Annotated in this window: 19 protein-coding genes; 11 read left to right on the top strand and 8 right to left on the bottom strand. The window is 67.1% G+C overall.

From position 1 onward, the window contains the following. Positions 1–14: 14 nt before the first annotated feature. The 5 genes from BLW05_RS16485 to BLW05_RS16465 are packed head-to-tail and all read right to left on the bottom strand — an operon-like array spanning position 15 to position 3,528. The gene (locus BLW05_RS16485; protein ID WP_093164195.1) at positions 15–653 is read right to left on the bottom strand and encodes a histidine phosphatase family protein; all 639 of its coding nucleotides are present in this window, start codon (positions 651–653) and stop codon (positions 15–17) included. A gap of 49 nt (positions 654–702) precedes the next feature. Further along, positions 703–1,344, bottom strand: a complete 642-nt coding sequence (locus BLW05_RS16480; protein ID WP_093164193.1) for a DUF4136 domain-containing protein — start codon at positions 1,342–1,344, stop codon at positions 703–705. Positions 1,345–1,349: 5 nt separating this feature from the next. Next, the gene (ttcA, locus tag BLW05_RS16475) at positions 1,350–2,261 is read right to left on the bottom strand and encodes a tRNA 2-thiocytidine(32) synthetase TtcA (protein ID WP_093164191.1); all 912 of its coding nucleotides are present in this window, start codon (positions 2,259–2,261) and stop codon (positions 1,350–1,352) included. Continuing rightward, a complete protein-coding gene (locus BLW05_RS16470) occupies positions 2,262–2,645 on the bottom strand; it encodes a dihydroneopterin aldolase (protein ID WP_093164189.1) in 384 nt (127 codons plus the stop codon). A gap of 4 nt (positions 2,646–2,649) precedes the next feature. Then, complete coding sequence (locus BLW05_RS16465; RefSeq protein ID WP_093164187.1) at positions 2,650–3,528, bottom strand: SDR family oxidoreductase; 879 nt, start codon at positions 3,526–3,528, stop codon at positions 2,650–2,652. Positions 3,529–3,545: 17 nt separating this feature from the next. Between BLW05_RS16465 and BLW05_RS16460 the strand changes: the two genes are divergently transcribed. The 9 genes from BLW05_RS16460 to BLW05_RS16420 all read left to right on the top strand — a co-directional run bounded on the left by BLW05_RS16460 (position 3,546) and on the right by BLW05_RS16420 (position 11,984). After that, positions 3,546–4,643: a class I SAM-dependent methyltransferase gene (locus BLW05_RS16460; RefSeq protein ID WP_093164186.1), complete on the top strand. Its 1,098-nt coding sequence runs from the start codon at positions 3,546–3,548 to the stop codon at positions 4,641–4,643. A gap of 76 nt (positions 4,644–4,719) precedes the next feature. Beyond that, positions 4,720–5,619: a TauD/TfdA dioxygenase family protein gene (locus BLW05_RS16455; protein WP_093164184.1), complete on the top strand. Its 900-nt coding sequence runs from the start codon at positions 4,720–4,722 to the stop codon at positions 5,617–5,619. A 65-nt stretch (positions 5,620–5,684) separates the two neighbouring features. Further along, a complete protein-coding gene (gene hisN, locus BLW05_RS16450) occupies positions 5,685–6,467 on the top strand; it encodes a histidinol-phosphatase (protein ID WP_093164183.1) in 783 nt (260 codons plus the stop codon). A gap of 9 nt (positions 6,468–6,476) precedes the next feature. Beyond that, positions 6,477–6,671: a DUF2905 domain-containing protein gene (locus BLW05_RS16445; protein WP_093164181.1), complete on the top strand. Its 195-nt coding sequence runs from the start codon at positions 6,477–6,479 to the stop codon at positions 6,669–6,671. A 90-nt stretch (positions 6,672–6,761) separates the two neighbouring features. Beyond that, entirely contained in the window at positions 6,762–7,688 is a 927-nt protein-coding gene (locus BLW05_RS16440; RefSeq protein WP_093164180.1) for an ROK family protein, read from the top strand. Between the two features lie 362 nt (positions 7,689–8,050). Next, positions 8,051–8,890, top strand: coding sequence for an ABC transporter permease (locus BLW05_RS16435; protein WP_177142682.1), 840 nt, complete (start codon positions 8,051–8,053; stop codon positions 8,888–8,890). Next, positions 8,880–10,166 carry an ABC transporter ATP-binding protein gene (locus BLW05_RS16430; protein ID WP_093164177.1) on the top strand — a complete coding sequence of 429 codons (1,287 nt, stop codon included), beginning with the start codon at positions 8,880–8,882 and terminating at the stop codon, positions 10,164–10,166. The genes BLW05_RS16435 and BLW05_RS16430 overlap by 11 nt, the downstream gene beginning before the upstream one ends. Positions 10,167–10,183: 17 nt before the next feature. Then, on the top strand, positions 10,184–11,068 hold the full coding sequence (locus BLW05_RS16425; protein WP_177142681.1) for a glycosyltransferase: 885 nt from the start codon (positions 10,184–10,186) through the stop codon (positions 11,066–11,068). Between the two features lie 13 nt (positions 11,069–11,081). Next, positions 11,082–11,984, top strand: coding sequence for a glycosyltransferase (locus BLW05_RS16420; protein WP_177142680.1), 903 nt, complete (start codon positions 11,082–11,084; stop codon positions 11,982–11,984). Positions 11,985–12,059: 75 nt separating this feature from the next. On the opposite strand, the gene BLW05_RS16415 is transcribed toward BLW05_RS16420, so the two are convergent. Further along, positions 12,060–12,302, bottom strand: coding sequence for a hypothetical protein (locus BLW05_RS16415; RefSeq protein ID WP_143044840.1), 243 nt, complete (start codon positions 12,300–12,302; stop codon positions 12,060–12,062). Between the two features lie 189 nt (positions 12,303–12,491). After that, complete coding sequence (locus tag BLW05_RS16410) at positions 12,492–13,949, bottom strand: aminotransferase-like domain-containing protein (RefSeq protein WP_093164171.1); 1,458 nt, start codon at positions 13,947–13,949, stop codon at positions 12,492–12,494. A 182-nt stretch (positions 13,950–14,131) separates the two neighbouring features. Here BLW05_RS16410 and BLW05_RS16405 point away from each other — a divergent pair, with 182 nt between their 5' ends. Continuing rightward, positions 14,132–14,464, top strand: coding sequence for a hypothetical protein (locus BLW05_RS16405; RefSeq protein ID WP_093164169.1), 333 nt, complete (start codon positions 14,132–14,134; stop codon positions 14,462–14,464). A gap of 124 nt (positions 14,465–14,588) precedes the next feature. Further along, positions 14,589–14,834 (top strand): hypothetical protein, encoded by a 246-nt coding sequence (locus tag BLW05_RS16400; protein WP_093164168.1) that lies wholly within the window; start codon positions 14,589–14,591, stop codon positions 14,832–14,834. A 25-nt stretch (positions 14,835–14,859) separates the two neighbouring features. Here BLW05_RS16400 and BLW05_RS16395 read toward each other — a convergent pair whose 3' ends face one another. Beyond that, positions 14,860–15,909 (bottom strand): uroporphyrinogen decarboxylase family protein, encoded by a 1,050-nt coding sequence (locus BLW05_RS16395; protein WP_093164166.1) that lies wholly within the window; start codon positions 15,907–15,909, stop codon positions 14,860–14,862. Positions 15,910–15,914: the final 5 nt, after the last annotated feature.

Below are 15,914 nucleotides of genomic sequence, written 5' to 3'. Positions count from 1 at the left end.
GCCCCACCGCCAGCTCAAACGGTGGTTTCGTCGAGCACGCCGTCGCTGAGATGACGGGTGTCCGCCCACCCGACCAGGGTGAAGCCTTGGGGGGTCCAGAGCAACCGGTTGATCGCGGCGTTGCTCAATTCCCACGTTCTGGGGGCCTGCAGTTCCTGCCCCGTGGCATCGCGGTAGAGGACGTCCATGACGCCCCCGTGCGCGACCATCACGACGAGCTCACCCGGATGCTGCGCGGCAATCCGGTGGGCCGTCGACGTCACCCGGCTGCGGAATGTGAGCAGTGACTCACCACCGTCCGGCGCGAATTCCGGATCGCGGGTGCGCCAGAGCCGGGCCTGATCGGGCGTTTCAGCGTCGATGTCGGCGAAGGTGCGGCCTTCGAAGATGCCGAACGCGCGCTCGCGCAGGCCCGAATCGGTGGTGATGGGAAGACCGCGCGGTCCGGCGATGGCTTCGGCTGTCTGCCGGGCGCGGGCCAGGTCGCTGGCGTAGATCGCCGCGATGGGTTCTTCTTCCAGCGCCTTTCCGACGCGCCGGGCCTGCCAGAGGCCGGTGTCGTTGAGTTCGATGTCGAGCTGCCCCTGGATGCGGGTGTCGACGTTCCAGGCGGTTTCGCCGTGGCGGACTGCGATGACGCGGGTGGACTCCATCGGCGAAATTCTAGGGGGAGCCCCTAAGTCGTCGCTGTCGGAGGGTGGCTCAATCGCGGGCGGTCGGGATCTCCAGGTTCACCCGCCGATCGCCCTTGGGTGGGTTCGGGAAGCCCTCGAGCGCCGCCTGGAACATCACGGGCAGGATCGCGCCGCTGTCGTTGTATGGGCCATCGTTGCGCGCCCGCGTCTCGTAGACCACCCGGTTCGAGGGCAGTTCGCGCAGCACGATGCTCACTTCGCGGGAGTACCACGGGTTGTAGGCCGGCGGCGGGCCCCACCAGCCCGGCCCGTACCAGCCGCGGCCGTAGCCCCACGCACCGCCCCGATAGGGGCCCCACGGTCCCGGGCCTCCCCACGGGCCGGGACCCCCCCAGGGGCTGCCCCACCACGGGTCGACCCATGGCGAGAGTTCCGTCGTCACGCGCGCGCCGATCTCGGCGGTGTAGTGCGGGGAGCCGTCGTCCCGGCGCAGGCCCACGCCTTCGAGCGCCGGGCCGGCCATCGCCTCGAGCCGAAGCTGCGCGGCCTCGTCGTATTGCTGGGAGGGCAGGCGTTCGAAGCGGTAGGTCGCATCGGCCGGCACCGCTGCGATTTCGGAGAAGGTCCGCACGTCGCTGTCGACCACCCAGCGCGTCGCGCAGCCCGTGAGACTCACGGTGAGGGCGAGGGCGGCCAGCAGCGATTTCATACGGATCAGATCTGCACGATGCCAAGCGGCGACGGCGCCGCCGGGAACTCGGGTGCGTCGAAAGCCTTGTCGCCCTCTTCGTCGGGCACGCCCGTTGCCTTCAGACCCTTGAAGTCATGGAGCGTTCCGTCGTGAAGATGCGAGGGCACCACGTTCTGCAGTGCGTTGAACATGTTCTCGATGCGGCCGGGGTACTTGCGCTCCCATTCGCGCAGCATCTCGCCGACCTGCTTGCGCTGCAGGTTCTCCTGGCTGCCGCAGAGCGTGCACGGGATGATCGGGAACTGCCGGTGCTGCGCCCAGCGCACCAGGTCCTTTTCAGGCACGTAGGCCAGCGGGCGGATCACCACGTGCTTGCCGTCGTCGCTCACCAGCTTGGGCGGCATCGACTTGAGCTTGCCGCCGAAGAACATGTTCAGGAAGAAGGTCTGCAGCATGTCGTCGCGGTGATGGCCCAGCGCCACCTTGGTCGCGCCGAGCTCGTCCGCCACGCGGTAGAGGATGCCCCGGCGCAGCCGGCTGCACAGGCCGCAGGTGGTCTTGCCCTCGGGGATCACGCGCTTGACGATCGAATAGGTGTCCTGCTCCTCGATGTGGAAAGGCACGCCGAGTGCCGTCAGGTAGCCGGGCAGCACGTCCTCCGGGAATCCCGGCTGCTTCTGGTCGAGGTTCACCGCCACGATGTCGAAGTGGATCGGGGCGCGGGCGCGCAGCTTGAGCAGGATGTCGAGCATCCCGTAGCTGTCCTTGCCGCCCGAGAGGCACACCATGACCTTGTCGCCCGCTTCGATCATGTTGTAGTCGAAGATCGCGCGGCCCACTTCGCGGCACAGGCGCTTTTCGAGCTTGTGCGTCTCGCGTTCGATCTTCAGGCTGTTGGTGGACAAGGGCGGCTCGTCGATCCATACGGCGCTCATTTACTTGCTCCTGAAAACTTCTACTCCGACTGCATCGCAGTCCGGATAGACGTCGGGTTTGGCGGTCGAGACGCGCGCGGCCTTCACCTTCGGATGGGTCAGCACCTGCGTCAGGATGTCGTCGCACAGCGTTTCCTGCAAGTGGATGTGGCCCTTGCTGAGTCGCGTGGCGACGGTGCGGCGGATGAAGTCGTAGTCCACGACCTCGTCGAGGTCGTCCGCCACGGGCGTCGACACATCCAGCGGCACGTAGAGGTCCACATTGATGATCACGCGCTGCTCGGCGCGCTTCTCGAATTCGTGCACGCCGATGTTGATCCACACCTCGTAGTTGCGCAGGAACACGCGGCGGCAGGTCAACAGGAGGGGATTGATGTTGTTCATGATGTCATTCCAGGGCACCCGCGGAACCGGCTTCGCCGGGCCGCAGGGGTGCGCCCCCTTGAGGGGGTGCAGAGCCACACGAAGTGGGCGAGGCTGGGGGGGAGAGAAGTTCGTCTACAACGAACATGATGTCGCGCGGCAGCGGGACCAGATGCTGGCCGTTGTCGACGCAAAGGGTGGTGCCGGTCACGCTGGGCGTGCTGGCGAGGAAGACACAGGTGCGGGCCACGTCGGCCGGATCGATCGTGCGGCGCAGCAGGTTCGCGCGCGAAGCCTTCTCGAAATTCGCCGCGTTCTGCGGCCCGCTCTGATAGAGGATGCCCGGCGCGACGCCGCAGATGCGCACCGCCGGCGCGAGCGCCTGCGCTTGCAAGGCGACCGCGCGCTCCAGCGCGAGCTTGGACACCGTGTACGAGAAATAGTCGGGGTTCAGGTTGTAGACCTTCTGGTCCAGCACATGGATCGCCGAGCGGTCGATGCCGTCGCCCGCCGTGGCGGTTTTCGCCAGCAGCCGCGCGAAAGACAGCGGCGCGATCAGGTTCACGCCGATCTGGCGCAGCGCCGCATCGGCATCGAAATCGAGCGCGGTGTCCGGTTCGAAAGCCGAGGCGTTGTTGACGATGCACGCCAGCGGGCCCACCGCGCTGATCTGCGCGACCAGCGCCTGGCGGCTTTCCTCGGTGGCGATGTCGGCCTCGACGGCGGTGGCGTCGTGCCCTTGATCGCGTAGGCGCGCGCACAATGCGAGCGCCTGTTCGCGCGATGCGCGGTACTGGCACCAGACCCGCCAGCCCGCGCGTGCGAAGGCCTCGCAGACCGCGGCGCCCAGCCTCTGGCCGCCGCCGGTCACGAGCACGCCCTGGCGTGGGGACGTTGGAGCCATCCTGATAGATTTCCTGTATGAACTTGGAGCAAGGCGCGCAACGCGCCAACCCTTTGACCCGGATTATCGATGCCGCGCTGCAACGCGACGGCGGCTGGCTGCCTTTCGACCGCTTCATGGCACTGGCTTTGTACGCACCTGGACTGGGCTACTACGCCAACGCGAGCCGCAAGTTCGGCCGCATGCCTTCGTCGGGCAGCGACTTCGTGACCGCGCCTGAGCTGACGCCGCTTTTCGGCCGCGCGCTCGCGGCGCAGGTCGCCGAAGCGCTCGAAAAGACCGGCACCGACGAAGTCTGGGAATTCGGTGCCGGCTCCGGTGCGCTTGCGCTGCAACTGCTCGATGCGCTTGGCGATCGCGTGGCGCGCTACCGCATCGTCGACCTCTCCGGCCTGCTTCGCGAGCGCCAGCAGCAGACGCTGGCCGGGCACGCGGCCAAGCTCGAGTGGCTGTCCGAGCTGCCCGAATCCATGAACGGCGTGGTCGTCGGCAACGAAGTGCTCGACGCGATGCCGGTGCAACTGCTGGCGCGCTCGGGCGGCCAGTGGTTCGAGCGCGGCGTGGTCGCGCAGGGCGACGGCTTCGCCTGGAGCGATCGCCCGACCGCGCTGCGCCCGCCGGTCGAGATCGAAGGCGCGCACGACTACCTCACCGAGATCCACCCGCAGGCCGAAGCCTTCATCGCGACGCTCGCCGACCGCCTCGAACGCGGCGCGGCCTTCTTCTTCGACTACGGCTTTCCCGAGTCGGAGTACTACCACCCGCAGCGCCACATGGGCACCGTGATGTGCCATCGCGGCCACGAGGCCGACGGCGATCCGCTGTCGCACGTCGGGGAAAAGGACATCACCGCCCACGTCAACTTCACCGGCATCGCGCTCGCGGGCCAGAACGCGGGGCTGGAAGTGCTGGGCTACTGCAATCAGGCGAGATTCCTGCTCAACGCGGGCATCCTGCCGATGATGGAGCAGGCCACGCTCGCCGAGCGCAGCATGGCGGCGCGGCTCATCCACGAGCACGAGATGGGCGAGCTGTTCAAGGTCGTCGGCTTCGCGGCCGGCCAGACGTGGGATGCGATCGGGTTCGCGCAGGGGGACCGCAGCCACACGCTCTGAAGTGCCTTGGAGCACGCATAAGCTAGCAACCAACGAATGGTTGGAAAACCATCGGGAGCGCCCTAAAGTGAACGGGATGACCGCTTCGATCGCCCTTGAATCCGCCACCCGCGACGCACCGTCCCAGCCGTTCGAGATCCGCCGCTTCGACGCGCCCGTTGGCGCCGAAGTCGTCGGGCTCGACATCGGGAGGCCCATCAACGACACCGATTTCGCGCGCATCCACCGCGCGCATCTCGACCACCATGTGCTGGTCTTCCGGGACCAGCGGGTTTCGCCCGCGGACCACGTGGCGTTCAGCCGCCGCTTCGGGCCGCTCGAAATCCATGTGCTGCACCAGTTCCAGCTCAAGGGCCATCCGGAGATCCTGATCGTCTCCAACATCAAGGAAAACGGCGAGCCCATCGGCCTCGGCGATGCGGGCGTCTATTGGCATTCCGACATCTCCTACAAGGAAAAGCCCAGCCTCGGCTCGCTGCTGCATGCGCAGGAACTGCCGAGCGAAGGCGGCGACACGCTCTTCGCCGACCAGCACCTGGCCTGGGAGGCGCTCGACCCGGCACTGCAGCAGCGCATCCTTCCGTTGAAGGCCGAGCACAGCTATCTCGCCAAGTACGAGGAACTGCGCGCCAAGAACCCGTGGCGGCCGAAGCTCTCGCAGGCGCAGATCGACCAGGTCGCGCCCGCCGTGCAGCCGGTGGTGCGCACGCATCCCGAAACCGGCCGCAAGGCGCTCTTCGTCAGCGAGCATTTCACGACGCGCATCGTGGGCCTGCCCCAGGACGAAAGCGACGCGCTGCTGGCCGAACTGTTCGCGCACAGCGTGAAGCCCGAATTCGTCTACCGGCACACGTGGGCGCCGCACGACCTCGTGTTCTGGGACAACCGTTCGCTCATGCATCTGGCCGCCGGAACGCCGGACCATCTGCGCCGCAAGCTCTACCGCACCACGATCCAGGGCGATACGCCGTTCTGAGGTCCTGAACGTCGCGGGCCTTTCGGCTCGGGTCTAATCGGGGCTTTCCTCTGCCGCAGAGCCCCATGAGTTCCACCTTCACGCCCGAAGACGACCTGCGCGTCGCCCACGCACTCGCGGATGCGGCGGCCGCGCATTCGATGCGCCTGTTCCGCACGCCGCTCGACATCATCGCCAAGGCCGATGAAAGCCCCGTCACCCGGGCCGATCGCGAAGCCGAGCAGGCGATGCGCGACATCCTCGCCGCCCAGCGGCCCGCCGACGGCATCTTCGGCGAGGAGCACGGTCTGGAGCGGGTCGGAGCCGAACGCGTCTGGGTGCTCGACCCGATCGACGGCACGCGCAGCTTCATCACCGGCTCGCCGCTGTGGGGCACGCTGATCGCGCTCGTGCGCGGCGGCCGGGTCGAGCTCGGCATGGTCGACATGCCGGTGCTCGGCGAACGGTGGATCGGCCAGCCCGGCACCGGCGCGCATCGCAACGGCCAGGCGGTGCGCGTGCGCGACTGCAGCGCCATCGCCGATGCCCGCATCGTCACCACCTCGCCCGATATCTTCAACGCCGAAGACTGGCAGGCCTTCGACCGCCTGAGCCGCCGCTGCGCGATGCGGCGCTTCGGCGGCGACTGCTACGGCTATGCGCAGCTCGCCGGCGGCACGATCGATCTGGTCGTCGAAACCGGCCTGCAGCCCTACGACTACCTCGGCCCCACCGGCCTCATCGAAGCCGCGGGCGGCATCGTCACCGACTGGGAAGGCCGCCCGCTCGGCCTGCAGTCCGACGGCCGGGTCGTCGCCGCTGCAACGCGCGAACTTCACCGACAGGCGCTGGAGCTCCTTGCGGCCTAAACTGCACCGATGATTCGCTGGCTGATCGTCGTCATCCTCGCGCTCGTTCTGATGAGCGGTCTGACCGAGTGGCTGCGGCGCTTCGGCTTCGGGCGCCTGCCCGGCGATTTCGAGTTCCGTGCGTTCGGGCGCGAGTGGCAATTGCCGATCGCCAGCACGGTGGTTCTCAGCATGATCGCGGCCCTGGTCGCGCGATGGATTTGAATCGATGAGCGCAGCGCAGGGCCGCCCCAAGCAAGCTCGCACCCCCTCGGGGGGCAGCGAGGACACGAAGTGCCGAGCTCGGGGGCACTCATGAAAGCCTGCGTCGACCTCGGCGGAACCAAGGTGGCGGTGAGCCTGGCCGCGAACGGAACCTCCTCCCTCATCGGCCGCCGCAGCGAGCCGACCGCCAAGACCGGCGACAACGATGCGGTCGCGGTGCAGATCATTCGCCTCATCGACGAAATCTGCGCCGAGCAGGGCATCGATGCCGGCACCATCGACCGCGTCGGCGTCTCGTCCGCGGGCCCGTTCGAGCTGCACGACGGCATGGTCGAACTCGCCACGCCGAACATCTGCGGCGGCATCGCCGGCCCCGCGCGCGGCTTGCCCAACGAATGGATGACCGCCTTGCTCGAAGCCCCGCTGCGCAAGCGCTTCACGCAGGTGCGTGTCGAGAACGATGCGGTCGCCGCCCTGGAAGCCGAGCGCCGCTGGGGCGCGCTCCAGGGCCTCGACCATTGCGCCTACGTCACCTGGAGCACCGGCGTCGGCGTCGGCCTCTGCGTCGACGGGCATGTGCTGCATGGCAAGAATGGCAACGCCGGCCATGCGGGTCACAGCTTCGTCTCGGACGACGACAACCACGCGCTGTGCGGCTGCGGCAACCACGGCGACGTCGAGGCGCTTGCGGCGGGCAACGGCATCGCGCGGCGCTTCGGACAGCCGGCCGCCGATCTCTTCGCGGCGGCGGCGCGCGGCGAAGCGCCCGCGTTGGCGACCACCGACGCGTTGTGCCGCATCATGGGGCGCATGCTGTACAACCTCGTCGCCACGCTCGACCTGCAGCGCATCAGCCTCGGCGGCAGCGTGTTCTGGAACAACCGCGATTTCCTGCTGCCGCGCCTGCAGGCGCAGATCGACGGCAAGCTCGAAGCGCTCACGCGCGGGGCGCTGCTGGTGCCGGCCGGGCTCGGCGACAAAGTGGGCGACTACGGCGCGTTGGCGCTGGTGGATTGATTGGCCAGCGATCGCTTGCTTCATCGGCTCTTTCGACCGTCCCAAGTCCTACATCGAGCGCATGGAGCGTCTCACAGACCCCTGTCGGCCGCCCGCGCAGACTGGTGGATTGCCCTTTTCGCGAAATCCGATCCCGGGCTTGCCCGAATTTTGCTTGGCGGGAACACCTGCGAAATGGTCACCCCGATGCTCTAAAAGGCCACGGCGAGCGCGACTTTTTAAGCTTGGGCAGCCTGTTCTATAACTTCGGTGGGGGCGGAAAGTCACCCCGGACTGGGTAAGATAGTGAAACTTTTGTTTGACAAGATACGCTCAGTGGCCATGCTGCGGGGCTTGTTATGGACCCGGAGCGTGCTTCATCAATGACCACCGCGAACGAACCTTTACTCGTCATCAAGCCCCGCCGGCGCGGAAATCTTTTTCCCCTGCGCGATGTTCTCGAATACCGCGACCTGCTGTTCATCCTGGCGCTGCGCGACATCAAGCTGCGCTATCGCCAGACCGTGGTGGGCGTGGCCTGGGTGCTGTTGCAGCCGCTGATCGGTGCCGGTCTGTTCACCTTCGTCTTCGGCGTCATTGCAGCCCTGCCCACCGGCGACGAGCGCGTCCCCTACTTCGTGTTCGGCTACACGGGCCTGCTGCTCTGGAATGCCTTCATCCAGATCTTCCTGAAGACCAATGACTCGATGGTCGTCAACTCGGGCCTCATCAGCAAGATCTACTTCCCCCGCATGGTGCTGCCGATATCCACCGTCTACGGGGTGATGCTCGACTTCGCCGTGGGCGCGGTGGTGATGGTGGCTCTGATGATCATCTACGCCATCGTGCCCGGTCCGGAACTGCTTTTCGTCCCGGTGGCGCTGGCGATGGCGATCCTGCTCGCGCTGGGCATGGGCCTGGGGGCCGCCGCCTTGAACGTGAGCTACCGTGACGTGCGCCACCTGGTGCCGGTGTTCAGCCAGTTTCTGTTGTGGGCCAGCCCCGTCGCGTATGCGGCCTCCTCCATTCCGCCGTCGGTGAAATGGCTGGTGGCCCTGAATCCGATGGTCGGCATCCTGGACTCGTTCCGTTGGGCCGTGTTGGGCACGCCGGTCACCAGCTGGGGCTCGGTCGTGTGGAGTGCCGTGGCTTCGGTACTGGTATTCATCGCCGGGCTGGTCGTTTTCCAGCGCTCGGAGCGGAGGTTTGCCGATGTCATCTGATCTGGCGCTGTCGGTGCGCGGCCTGAGCAAGGAATACCGCATCTCACATCTTTCCCAGCGGCACGACAAGGTGACCGAGGCCGCCTTGGCCGCGATGAAGAATCTCTTCCGCCCGCAGGAGTTTGAAACCTTTCGCGCACTGGACGACGTGTCCTTCGACGTGAAGAAGGGCGATGTGGTGGGTGTGGTCGGCCGCAACGGCGCGGGCAAGAGCACGCTGCTGAAGATCCTCAGCCGCATCACCGAGCCGACCACCGGCGAGATCCGTCTCTATGGCAAGGTGGGCTCGCTGCTCGAAGTCGGCACCGGTTTCCACCCCGATCTGACCGGGCGCGAGAACATCTACCTCAACGGCTCGATCCTCGGCATGCGCAAGCGCGACATCGACCGCCAGTTCGACGCGATCGTCGACTTCGCCGAAGTCGAGCGCTTTCTGGATACGCCCGTCAAGCGCTACTCCAGCGGCATGCACGTGCGCCTGGCATTCGCCGTGGCGGCGCATCTGGATCCGGAAATCCTGATCGTGGACGAAGTGCTTGCCGTCGGGGACACGCAGTTCCAGAACAAGTGCCTTGGCAAGATGCGCGACGTCAGTACCCAGGAAGGCAAGACGGTGCTGTTTGTCAGCCACAACATGGCGGTGGTCAAGTCCTTGTGCAACAAGGGCTTGCTGCTGACCAACGGCCGCCTGGCTTTCCAGGGCTCGGCGGAAGATGTGCTGGACGAGTACGCGAAACGGGCACCCATGCTCTCGCAGCTCGACTACAAGAGCTCGATCGGCGTGCGTCTGGTGGAGTTGACGGTCAATGGCGTCCAGAGCAACGTGACCACTGTCGACTTCCTGGAGCCTGTCGAGATCGAAGTGGTGCTGGAGGCCGGCGAAGCCACGCCGTCGTGCGTGCCGCGTTTCCGTTGGCACGACGCCAATGGTCTCAAGCTCTCCGATGTCTGGGGCCCTGAGGAAGTGATCGATTTCCAGCGGTACGAAGGGCGCTTCTCGTTCCGCCTGTCGCTCGATTCGATGACCCTGTATCCGGGGCGCTACTTCGTCGACTTCCATTTGTTCGACGCCCGCAACGAGCTCTTTTCTGCGCCCCAATGCGTGGAACTGGAAGTCCAGCCCGTGGTCTTTCCGGGCGCTCCGCGTGCTTACGAAGCCTCCCATGGCGTGCTGCGGCTGGCGACCCGCATGACGACCCGCAGCCATCAGGTTTCTCAGCGCCCGAACGGCGCGGTCGCTCACAGCGCGGGGGCGCCGGTTCTGGCAAAGGAGTAGCGGTGGGGCCGCCAACCTTGGAGGCCCTGACAGCCTCGTACAACTCGGCCGCCACTTTGCCGGAGACGCTGGCTTCGGCCTGGAACGACAACCGCATTCCCGTGCTGCTGGTGGACGACGGTTCCACCGACGGCTCGGCCGACGCCGCCGAACGCCACGAGGGCGTTCGCGTGCTGCGCCAGCGCAATGCCGGCCCGTCGGTCGCGCGCAACCGCGCCATCATGGAAAGCCGGGCGGACTTCGTGCTGTTCCTCGACAGCGACGATCTGCTGCGGCCCGGCTACCGCGAGGCTTTCGAGACGGCGCTGGCGGCCAACCCCGACGCCGATGTATTCATCTGCGGCATGCAGATCATCGACGAGGGCGGGCGGCCGATCGAGAGCCGTCCGGCGCCCAGTCTGCAGCCGACGCCATTCCTCAGCATGTTGAACGCCGAGACCGTACCCACCAACGGCATCATCGTGCGGCGCGAGTTGTTCTCGCGCAGCGGCCTGTTCCTGCCCGGGTTGCATCATGCGGAGGACTGGGACCTGTGGCTGCGTCTGGCGACGGCCTCCGACCGCTGGGTGCGCATGGACCATACCCTGGCGGTCTACCGCCGGCGCGGCGGCTCGCTCAGCAAGAACGGACCTGCGATGTGGCGCGGCATCCGACAGGTCGCGAATGCCGCGGCACGCCTGCCGATCGGGGAGCCCGGCCCGCGACGGATGGCCGCGCAGCGCGCGCTCGCCAACGGGGCCAGCTACGTGTACTACACCGCCTTCGCGCAGCCGCTGCGCCAGCGGGCGCGCGCCTCCGCAATCGGTGTGCTGCGCGACGTTGCACGGCTGCCGTTGCGCTTCTGGCCGATCATGCTGGACGACATTGTCCGCAGTGCCTTGCGTCGGTCGAGCAGTCATTGACAGGCGCCAAGCGGTGAGCAGTCCACTCCTGGAGGCGTTGACCGCCTCGTACAACTCGGCCGCCACTTTGCCGGAGACGCTGGCCTCGGCCTGGAACGACAACCGCATTCCCGTGCTGCTGGTGGACGACGGTTCCACCGACGGCTCGGCCGACGCCGCCGAACGCCACGAGGGCGTTCGCGTGCTGCGCCAGCGCAATGCCGGCCCGTCGGTCGCGCGCAACCGCGCCATCATGGAAAGCCGGGCGGACTTCGTGCTGTTCCTCGACAGCGACGATCTGCTGCGGCCCGGCTACCGCGAGGCTTTCGAGACGGCGCTGGCGGCCAACCCCGACGCCGATGTGTTCATCTGCGGCATGCAGATCATTGATGAAGACGGCCGGCCGGTCGAGAGCAGTCCAGCGCCCAGTCTGCAGCCGACGCCATTCCTCAGCGTGTTGAACGCCGAGACCGTGCCCACCAACGGCATCATCGTGCGGCGCGAGTTGTTCTCGCGCAGCGGGCTGTTCCGGCCGGACCTGCATCACGCCGAAGACCTCGATCTCTGGCTGCGCCTTGCCGCCACATCCGATCGGTGGGTGCGCATGGACCATATGCTGGCCGTATACCGCCGGCGCAGCGGCTCGCTCAGTCGCAATGGCCCCGCGATGTGGCGCGGCGTGCGGCAGGTGGTGGAAGCTGCCGTCCGCCTGCCGGTCGGAGCGCCGGGTCCCCGCCGCGCTGCGGGGCGCAGGATCCTCGCGGCCTACGTGAACTGGCTGTACTGGACGGCCGTGGATCTGCCACTGCGCGAGCGGGCGTGCGCGTCTCTCGCGGGCGGCCTGCGCGACGTGGCGCAATTGCCGTTGCGCTTCTGGCCGATGGCGCTGCGCTACGCCATCGCCGGCTCGTTTCGCGAGCGGCTGTCGAACGGCTGATGCGTCGCCCGATGCCCGGCGGATGGGCGCTGGCGGAGCGAAGCCGTGTCGCGCGGAAGCCCGCCGCTTGCGGGCTCAGCAGTTATGCAGATGCCCGCCGTTCAGCGCGACATGGCGGACGTAGTTTCGCCACGCCTCCTGCGCGGCCCGTGCGCTCGCCTTGGCCGTTTCGATGGCCTGGTCGGGCGCGACGGCGCCATCCTCCTTCAGAAACACCCGGAATGCCTCGTCGGCAGCCCGTCTGGCCCGCCGGGCCAATGCGTCCGCCTTCGTCGCCTCTGCCCTGAGCCGGGCCGCGTCGTCGTTCAACGTTTCCATGACAACCCCCTTCATGTGTGATGTACGAATTAGGTACTCATCTCATGAGGGCCAGTGTAGGACTGTTGCCAAATGTGAGAAGTGCGCTGAAGGTGTAGGCGGGACGGAATACTGCATGTTCTTACAGGGTGGGGCGATGCGACTGGCGCGACTTCATGCGCCACCACCCCACCTGCGCAGGGAGACCGCTCAGGCCGCCTTGCGCTGCATCGCGGCGCATTCGCTCGCGATCTCGCCCAGCCGGCGCAGGCCGCCTTCGATCGTCTCGGTGATCGGCCAGCCGCAGTTCAGCCGCAAGTAGTGGTCGAAGCGCGACGAGTTCGAGAACAGCGTGCCGGGTGCGACGAAGATCTTGTCGCGTAGGGCGAGGTCGAAGACGGTCATCGATGACAGGCGATCGGGCAGTTCCACCCACAGCTGCAGTCCGCCCGGCGGGTAGTTGAGCCGCGTGCCGGACGGGAAGTGCGCCGCGATCGCGTCGGCCGCCTGCTCGCGCTGCTGCCGCAGGTGTTCGCGCAGGCGGCGCAGATGGCGGTCGAAGGCGCCGGTGTTCATGTATTCGCCGGCGGCCCATTGCGACAGCTCTTCATTGCTGCGTGTCTGGGTGTACTTGAGCATCTCCACCCGGCTGTGCCAGCGGCCGGCCGAGATCCAGCCCAGGCGCAGGCCGGGCGCGAGGATCTTGTGCAGCGAGGCGCAGTGGATCACGTTGCCGGTGCGGTCCCATGACTTGATCGCGCGCGGCGGCGTGTCCATGTCGAGCAGTTCGCTGTAGGTGTCGTCCTCGATGAGCGCGACATCGTGGCGCTCGCACAGCGCGACGAGGCGCTCCTTGTGCGCATCGGGCATCACGCTGCCGAGGGGGTTCTGCAGGTGCGGCACGGTGACGACCGCCTTGATGTTGTCGTAGGCATCGAGCGCCATCTCCAGCGCCTCGATCGACAGGCCGGTCTGCGGGCTGGTCGGGATTTCCAGCGCGCGCATGCCGAGGCTTTCCAGCACCTGCAGCAGGCCGTAGAAGGTCGGCGACTCGACTGCGACGGTGTCGCCGGGCTGGGCGACCGCGCGCAGCGCGAGGTTGAGCGCCTCGATGCAGCCGTTGGTCGTCAGCACTTCGTCGGGCGAGAGGGTCATGCCCACGCGCAGGCCGCGCCGCGCGGCGGCTTCGCGCAGCGGGTTGAGGCTGCGTGACGGCGCCGCGGTGGTGAGCAGCGCGGGCTTCTGGCGCAGCAGCCGCATCATGATCGCGCGCAGCGCCTCGCCGGGGTAGAGCTCGGGCGAGCCGCGCGCGGTGGAGAAATCGATGCGTACTTCGTGCTGCCGCCGGCGCGCGACGAAATCGGAGACTTTCGCGTGGATGCCGACGTACTGCGCCGGGTCGGGTGCGACATGGGTCGCGGGCTCTTCCATCGCCGCGATCGCAAGGCGGCGCGGGCGCTTCACGAAGTAGCCGGAACGGTCGCGCGCCTCGACCCAGCCTTCGCTTTCCATGGCGCGGCACAACTGCAGCGCGGTGGACAGGCTGATGTCGTGCATCCGCATCAGGCTGCGCAGCGACGGCAGACGGTCGCCCGGCCTGAGCGAGCCGGCGCTGATCGCATCGATGTAGTGCGTGGCGAGTTTCCGGTAGAGCGGCGGCGAATCCATACAAGGGTGATGCTCCCTCGTCGCGCACCCTGAAAACAGATGCAGATTCGAGGCAAATGGACCATAACAGATGATGCCTGGCGCATCTGTTTCGCTTCGTTTGCTGCTTTGCTGTGCCTGTTTTTTGAGCGCCCGGATTTCTACGATGAAGCCATCCCAACCCACTCAAAAGAGGTGTCCTCATGACGAGCGAATCTTCCGAAATCACCCACCTTCAACCGGGCCAGGCGCTGCGCGTGGCCGTGGACGAGGGCTTTGCGGTCCGCGTGGTGCAGGGCAGCGTGCAGGTGGTGTCGCCGCCGGCCTGGTTCGGCGAAAACGTGTTCAACGTCAAGTCCACGGTGCACGCGGAAGAGGTGCACGTGGTGGAGCGCGGCGGCTGGATCGAGATCGTGGCCTTGTCCGCCGCGCGGGTGCAGGGGCTGCCGCGCCCCGCGCCGGTGAGCTATGTGAACACCACACGCGTGGGGCGGCTGGTTCAGCTCCTCACCGGCGGGCTGGCCTGGAGGGGCTGAGGGCGGGAAGTGACCTGCGTCACACCGGCGCGGCGAACTGGTCACTCGTCTTGAGTCGGGCGTCTGCCTACATTGACTGCATGGGCGCAAGTCCCTCGCGCCGTGCACAGGGAAGGCAGACACCATGAACCCCCGTGATCTCCTCTTCGCGATCTCCATGCTGCTGGTGATGATCGGCATGGCCCGCACGGGCGCGGCCTTCGGCGACGACCAGGTCGGCCCGACCCGCTCCGAGGTCGAGGTCAACCCGATCGGCAAGGGCGTGCCGCCGAAGAACCTCGCCAGCAGCGCGCTGTCACACAGGGAGTTCGGCCGCGACGGTACCGTCGCGGCAAGCCGAACGGCCATGGCCGAGGTGGCCTTCCAATAGTGCGCTCAGGGAGGTCGCTGCCGGGTCAGGCCGGCAGCGCGCCATGCGCGCGATCTGCGTATTCCTCGCGCAGCAGCTTCGCCGCCGCGACCATCGCGCGCAGCTTTCCGATGGCTGAATCGCGCAGCAGATACTTCATGCCGCAGTCGGGCGCGAGGATCACGTTCTCGGGCGCGATGTAGGGCAGCGCGCGGCGGATGCGCCCCGCGATCTTCTCGGGCGATTCGACCGCCGGGTCCGACAGGTCGATGCAGCCCACCATCACGCGCTTGCCTTGGAGCTGCTCGAGCACCGCGCAGTCGAGGTTGGATTGCGCGGTTTCGATCGACACCTGCTTGCAGCTGCATTGCGCGAGCTCGGGCAGGAAGGAATAGCCGCTCGGCCGCTGATGAATGATCGCCGCGTAGCCGAAGCAGATATGCACGGCGGTGGTGCCGGTGATCCCTTCGAGTGCACGGTTGAGCGCATTGAGCCCATACTGCCGCGCCTTCTCGGGCCGAGCCTGCATGTAGGGCTCGTCGATCTGCACCACGTCCGCGCCGGCCGCGAAGAGATCGCGGATCTCGGCGTTGACCGCGGCGGCATAGTCCATCGCGGCTTCTTCCTCGCTCGCGTAGAAATCGTTCTGCGCCTGCTGGAGCATGGTGAAGGGGCCCGGCACCGTGATCTTGACCTGCCGGTCGGTGTGCGCGCGCAGGAACCTGAGGTCGTCCACCTCCACCGCATGCCGCCGCACGATCTTGCCGACGATGCGCGGCACCGGGTTCGGATGCCCTGAGCGATCCAGCGCACTGCCGGGATTGTCGAGGTCCACGCCGTCGAGCGCAGTCGCGAAGCGGTTCGAATAGCTCTCGCGACGAATCTCGCCATCGCTCACGATGTCGAGGCCGGCTTCTTCCTGCGCACGGATCGCCATGATCGTGGCGTCGTTCTGCGCCTCTTCGAGGAACTCGGGCGCGATGCGCCACAGTTCGCGCGCACGCACGCGCGGCGGAAAGCGGCCCGCGAGTTTCGCGCGGTCGATCAGCCATTCAGGCTGCGGGAAGCTGCCGACGATGGTGGTGGGGAAGAGCATGGTTT

The organism is Variovorax sp. YR216 (assembly GCF_900107745.1).
GTDB lineage: Bacteria > Pseudomonadota > Gammaproteobacteria > Burkholderiales > Burkholderiaceae_C > Variovorax.
This window is presented reverse-complemented; position numbering and strand designations above follow the sequence as displayed.

What these genes read in the sequence shown, in the direction of transcription:
- BLW05_RS16485 (WP_093164195.1), bottom strand. Translation starts at nt 653, where the DNA reads ATGGAGTCCACCCGCGTCATCGCAGTCCGCCACGGCGAAACCGCCTGG.
- BLW05_RS16480 (WP_093164193.1), bottom strand. Translation starts at nt 1,344, where the DNA reads ATGAAATCGCTGCTGGCCGCCCTCGCCCTCACCGTGAGTCTCACGGGC.
- ttcA (WP_093164191.1), bottom strand. Translation starts at nt 2,261, where the DNA reads ATGAGCGCCGTATGGATCGACGAGCCGCCCTTGTCCACCAACAGCCTG.
- BLW05_RS16470 (WP_093164189.1), bottom strand. Translation starts at nt 2,645, where the DNA reads ATGAACAACATCAATCCCCTCCTGTTGACCTGCCGCCGCGTGTTCCTG.
- BLW05_RS16465 (WP_093164187.1), bottom strand. Translation starts at nt 3,528, where the DNA reads ATGGCTCCAACGTCCCCACGCCAGGGCGTGCTCGTGACCGGCGGCGGC.
- BLW05_RS16460 (WP_093164186.1), top strand. Translation starts at nt 3,546, where the DNA reads ATGAACTTGGAGCAAGGCGCGCAACGCGCCAACCCTTTGACCCGGATT.
- BLW05_RS16455 (WP_093164184.1), top strand. Translation starts at nt 4,720, where the DNA reads ATGACCGCTTCGATCGCCCTTGAATCCGCCACCCGCGACGCACCGTCC.
- hisN (WP_093164183.1), top strand. Translation starts at nt 5,685, where the DNA reads ATGAGTTCCACCTTCACGCCCGAAGACGACCTGCGCGTCGCCCACGCA.
- BLW05_RS16445 (WP_093164181.1), top strand. Translation starts at nt 6,477, where the DNA reads ATGATTCGCTGGCTGATCGTCGTCATCCTCGCGCTCGTTCTGATGAGC.
- BLW05_RS16440 (WP_093164180.1), top strand. Translation starts at nt 6,762, where the DNA reads ATGAAAGCCTGCGTCGACCTCGGCGGAACCAAGGTGGCGGTGAGCCTG.
- BLW05_RS16435 (WP_177142682.1), top strand. Translation starts at nt 8,051, where the DNA reads ATGACCACCGCGAACGAACCTTTACTCGTCATCAAGCCCCGCCGGCGC.
- BLW05_RS16430 (WP_093164177.1), top strand. Translation starts at nt 8,880, where the DNA reads ATGTCATCTGATCTGGCGCTGTCGGTGCGCGGCCTGAGCAAGGAATAC.
- BLW05_RS16415 (WP_143044840.1), bottom strand. Translation starts at nt 12,302, where the DNA reads ATGGAAACGTTGAACGACGACGCGGCCCGGCTCAGGGCAGAGGCGACG.
- BLW05_RS16410 (WP_093164171.1), bottom strand. Translation starts at nt 13,949, where the DNA reads ATGGATTCGCCGCCGCTCTACCGGAAACTCGCCACGCACTACATCGAT.
- BLW05_RS16405 (WP_093164169.1), top strand. Translation starts at nt 14,132, where the DNA reads ATGACGAGCGAATCTTCCGAAATCACCCACCTTCAACCGGGCCAGGCG.
- BLW05_RS16400 (WP_093164168.1), top strand. Translation starts at nt 14,589, where the DNA reads ATGAACCCCCGTGATCTCCTCTTCGCGATCTCCATGCTGCTGGTGATG.
- BLW05_RS16395 (WP_093164166.1), bottom strand. Translation starts at nt 15,909, where the DNA reads ATGCTCTTCCCCACCACCATCGTCGGCAGCTTCCCGCAGCCTGAATGG.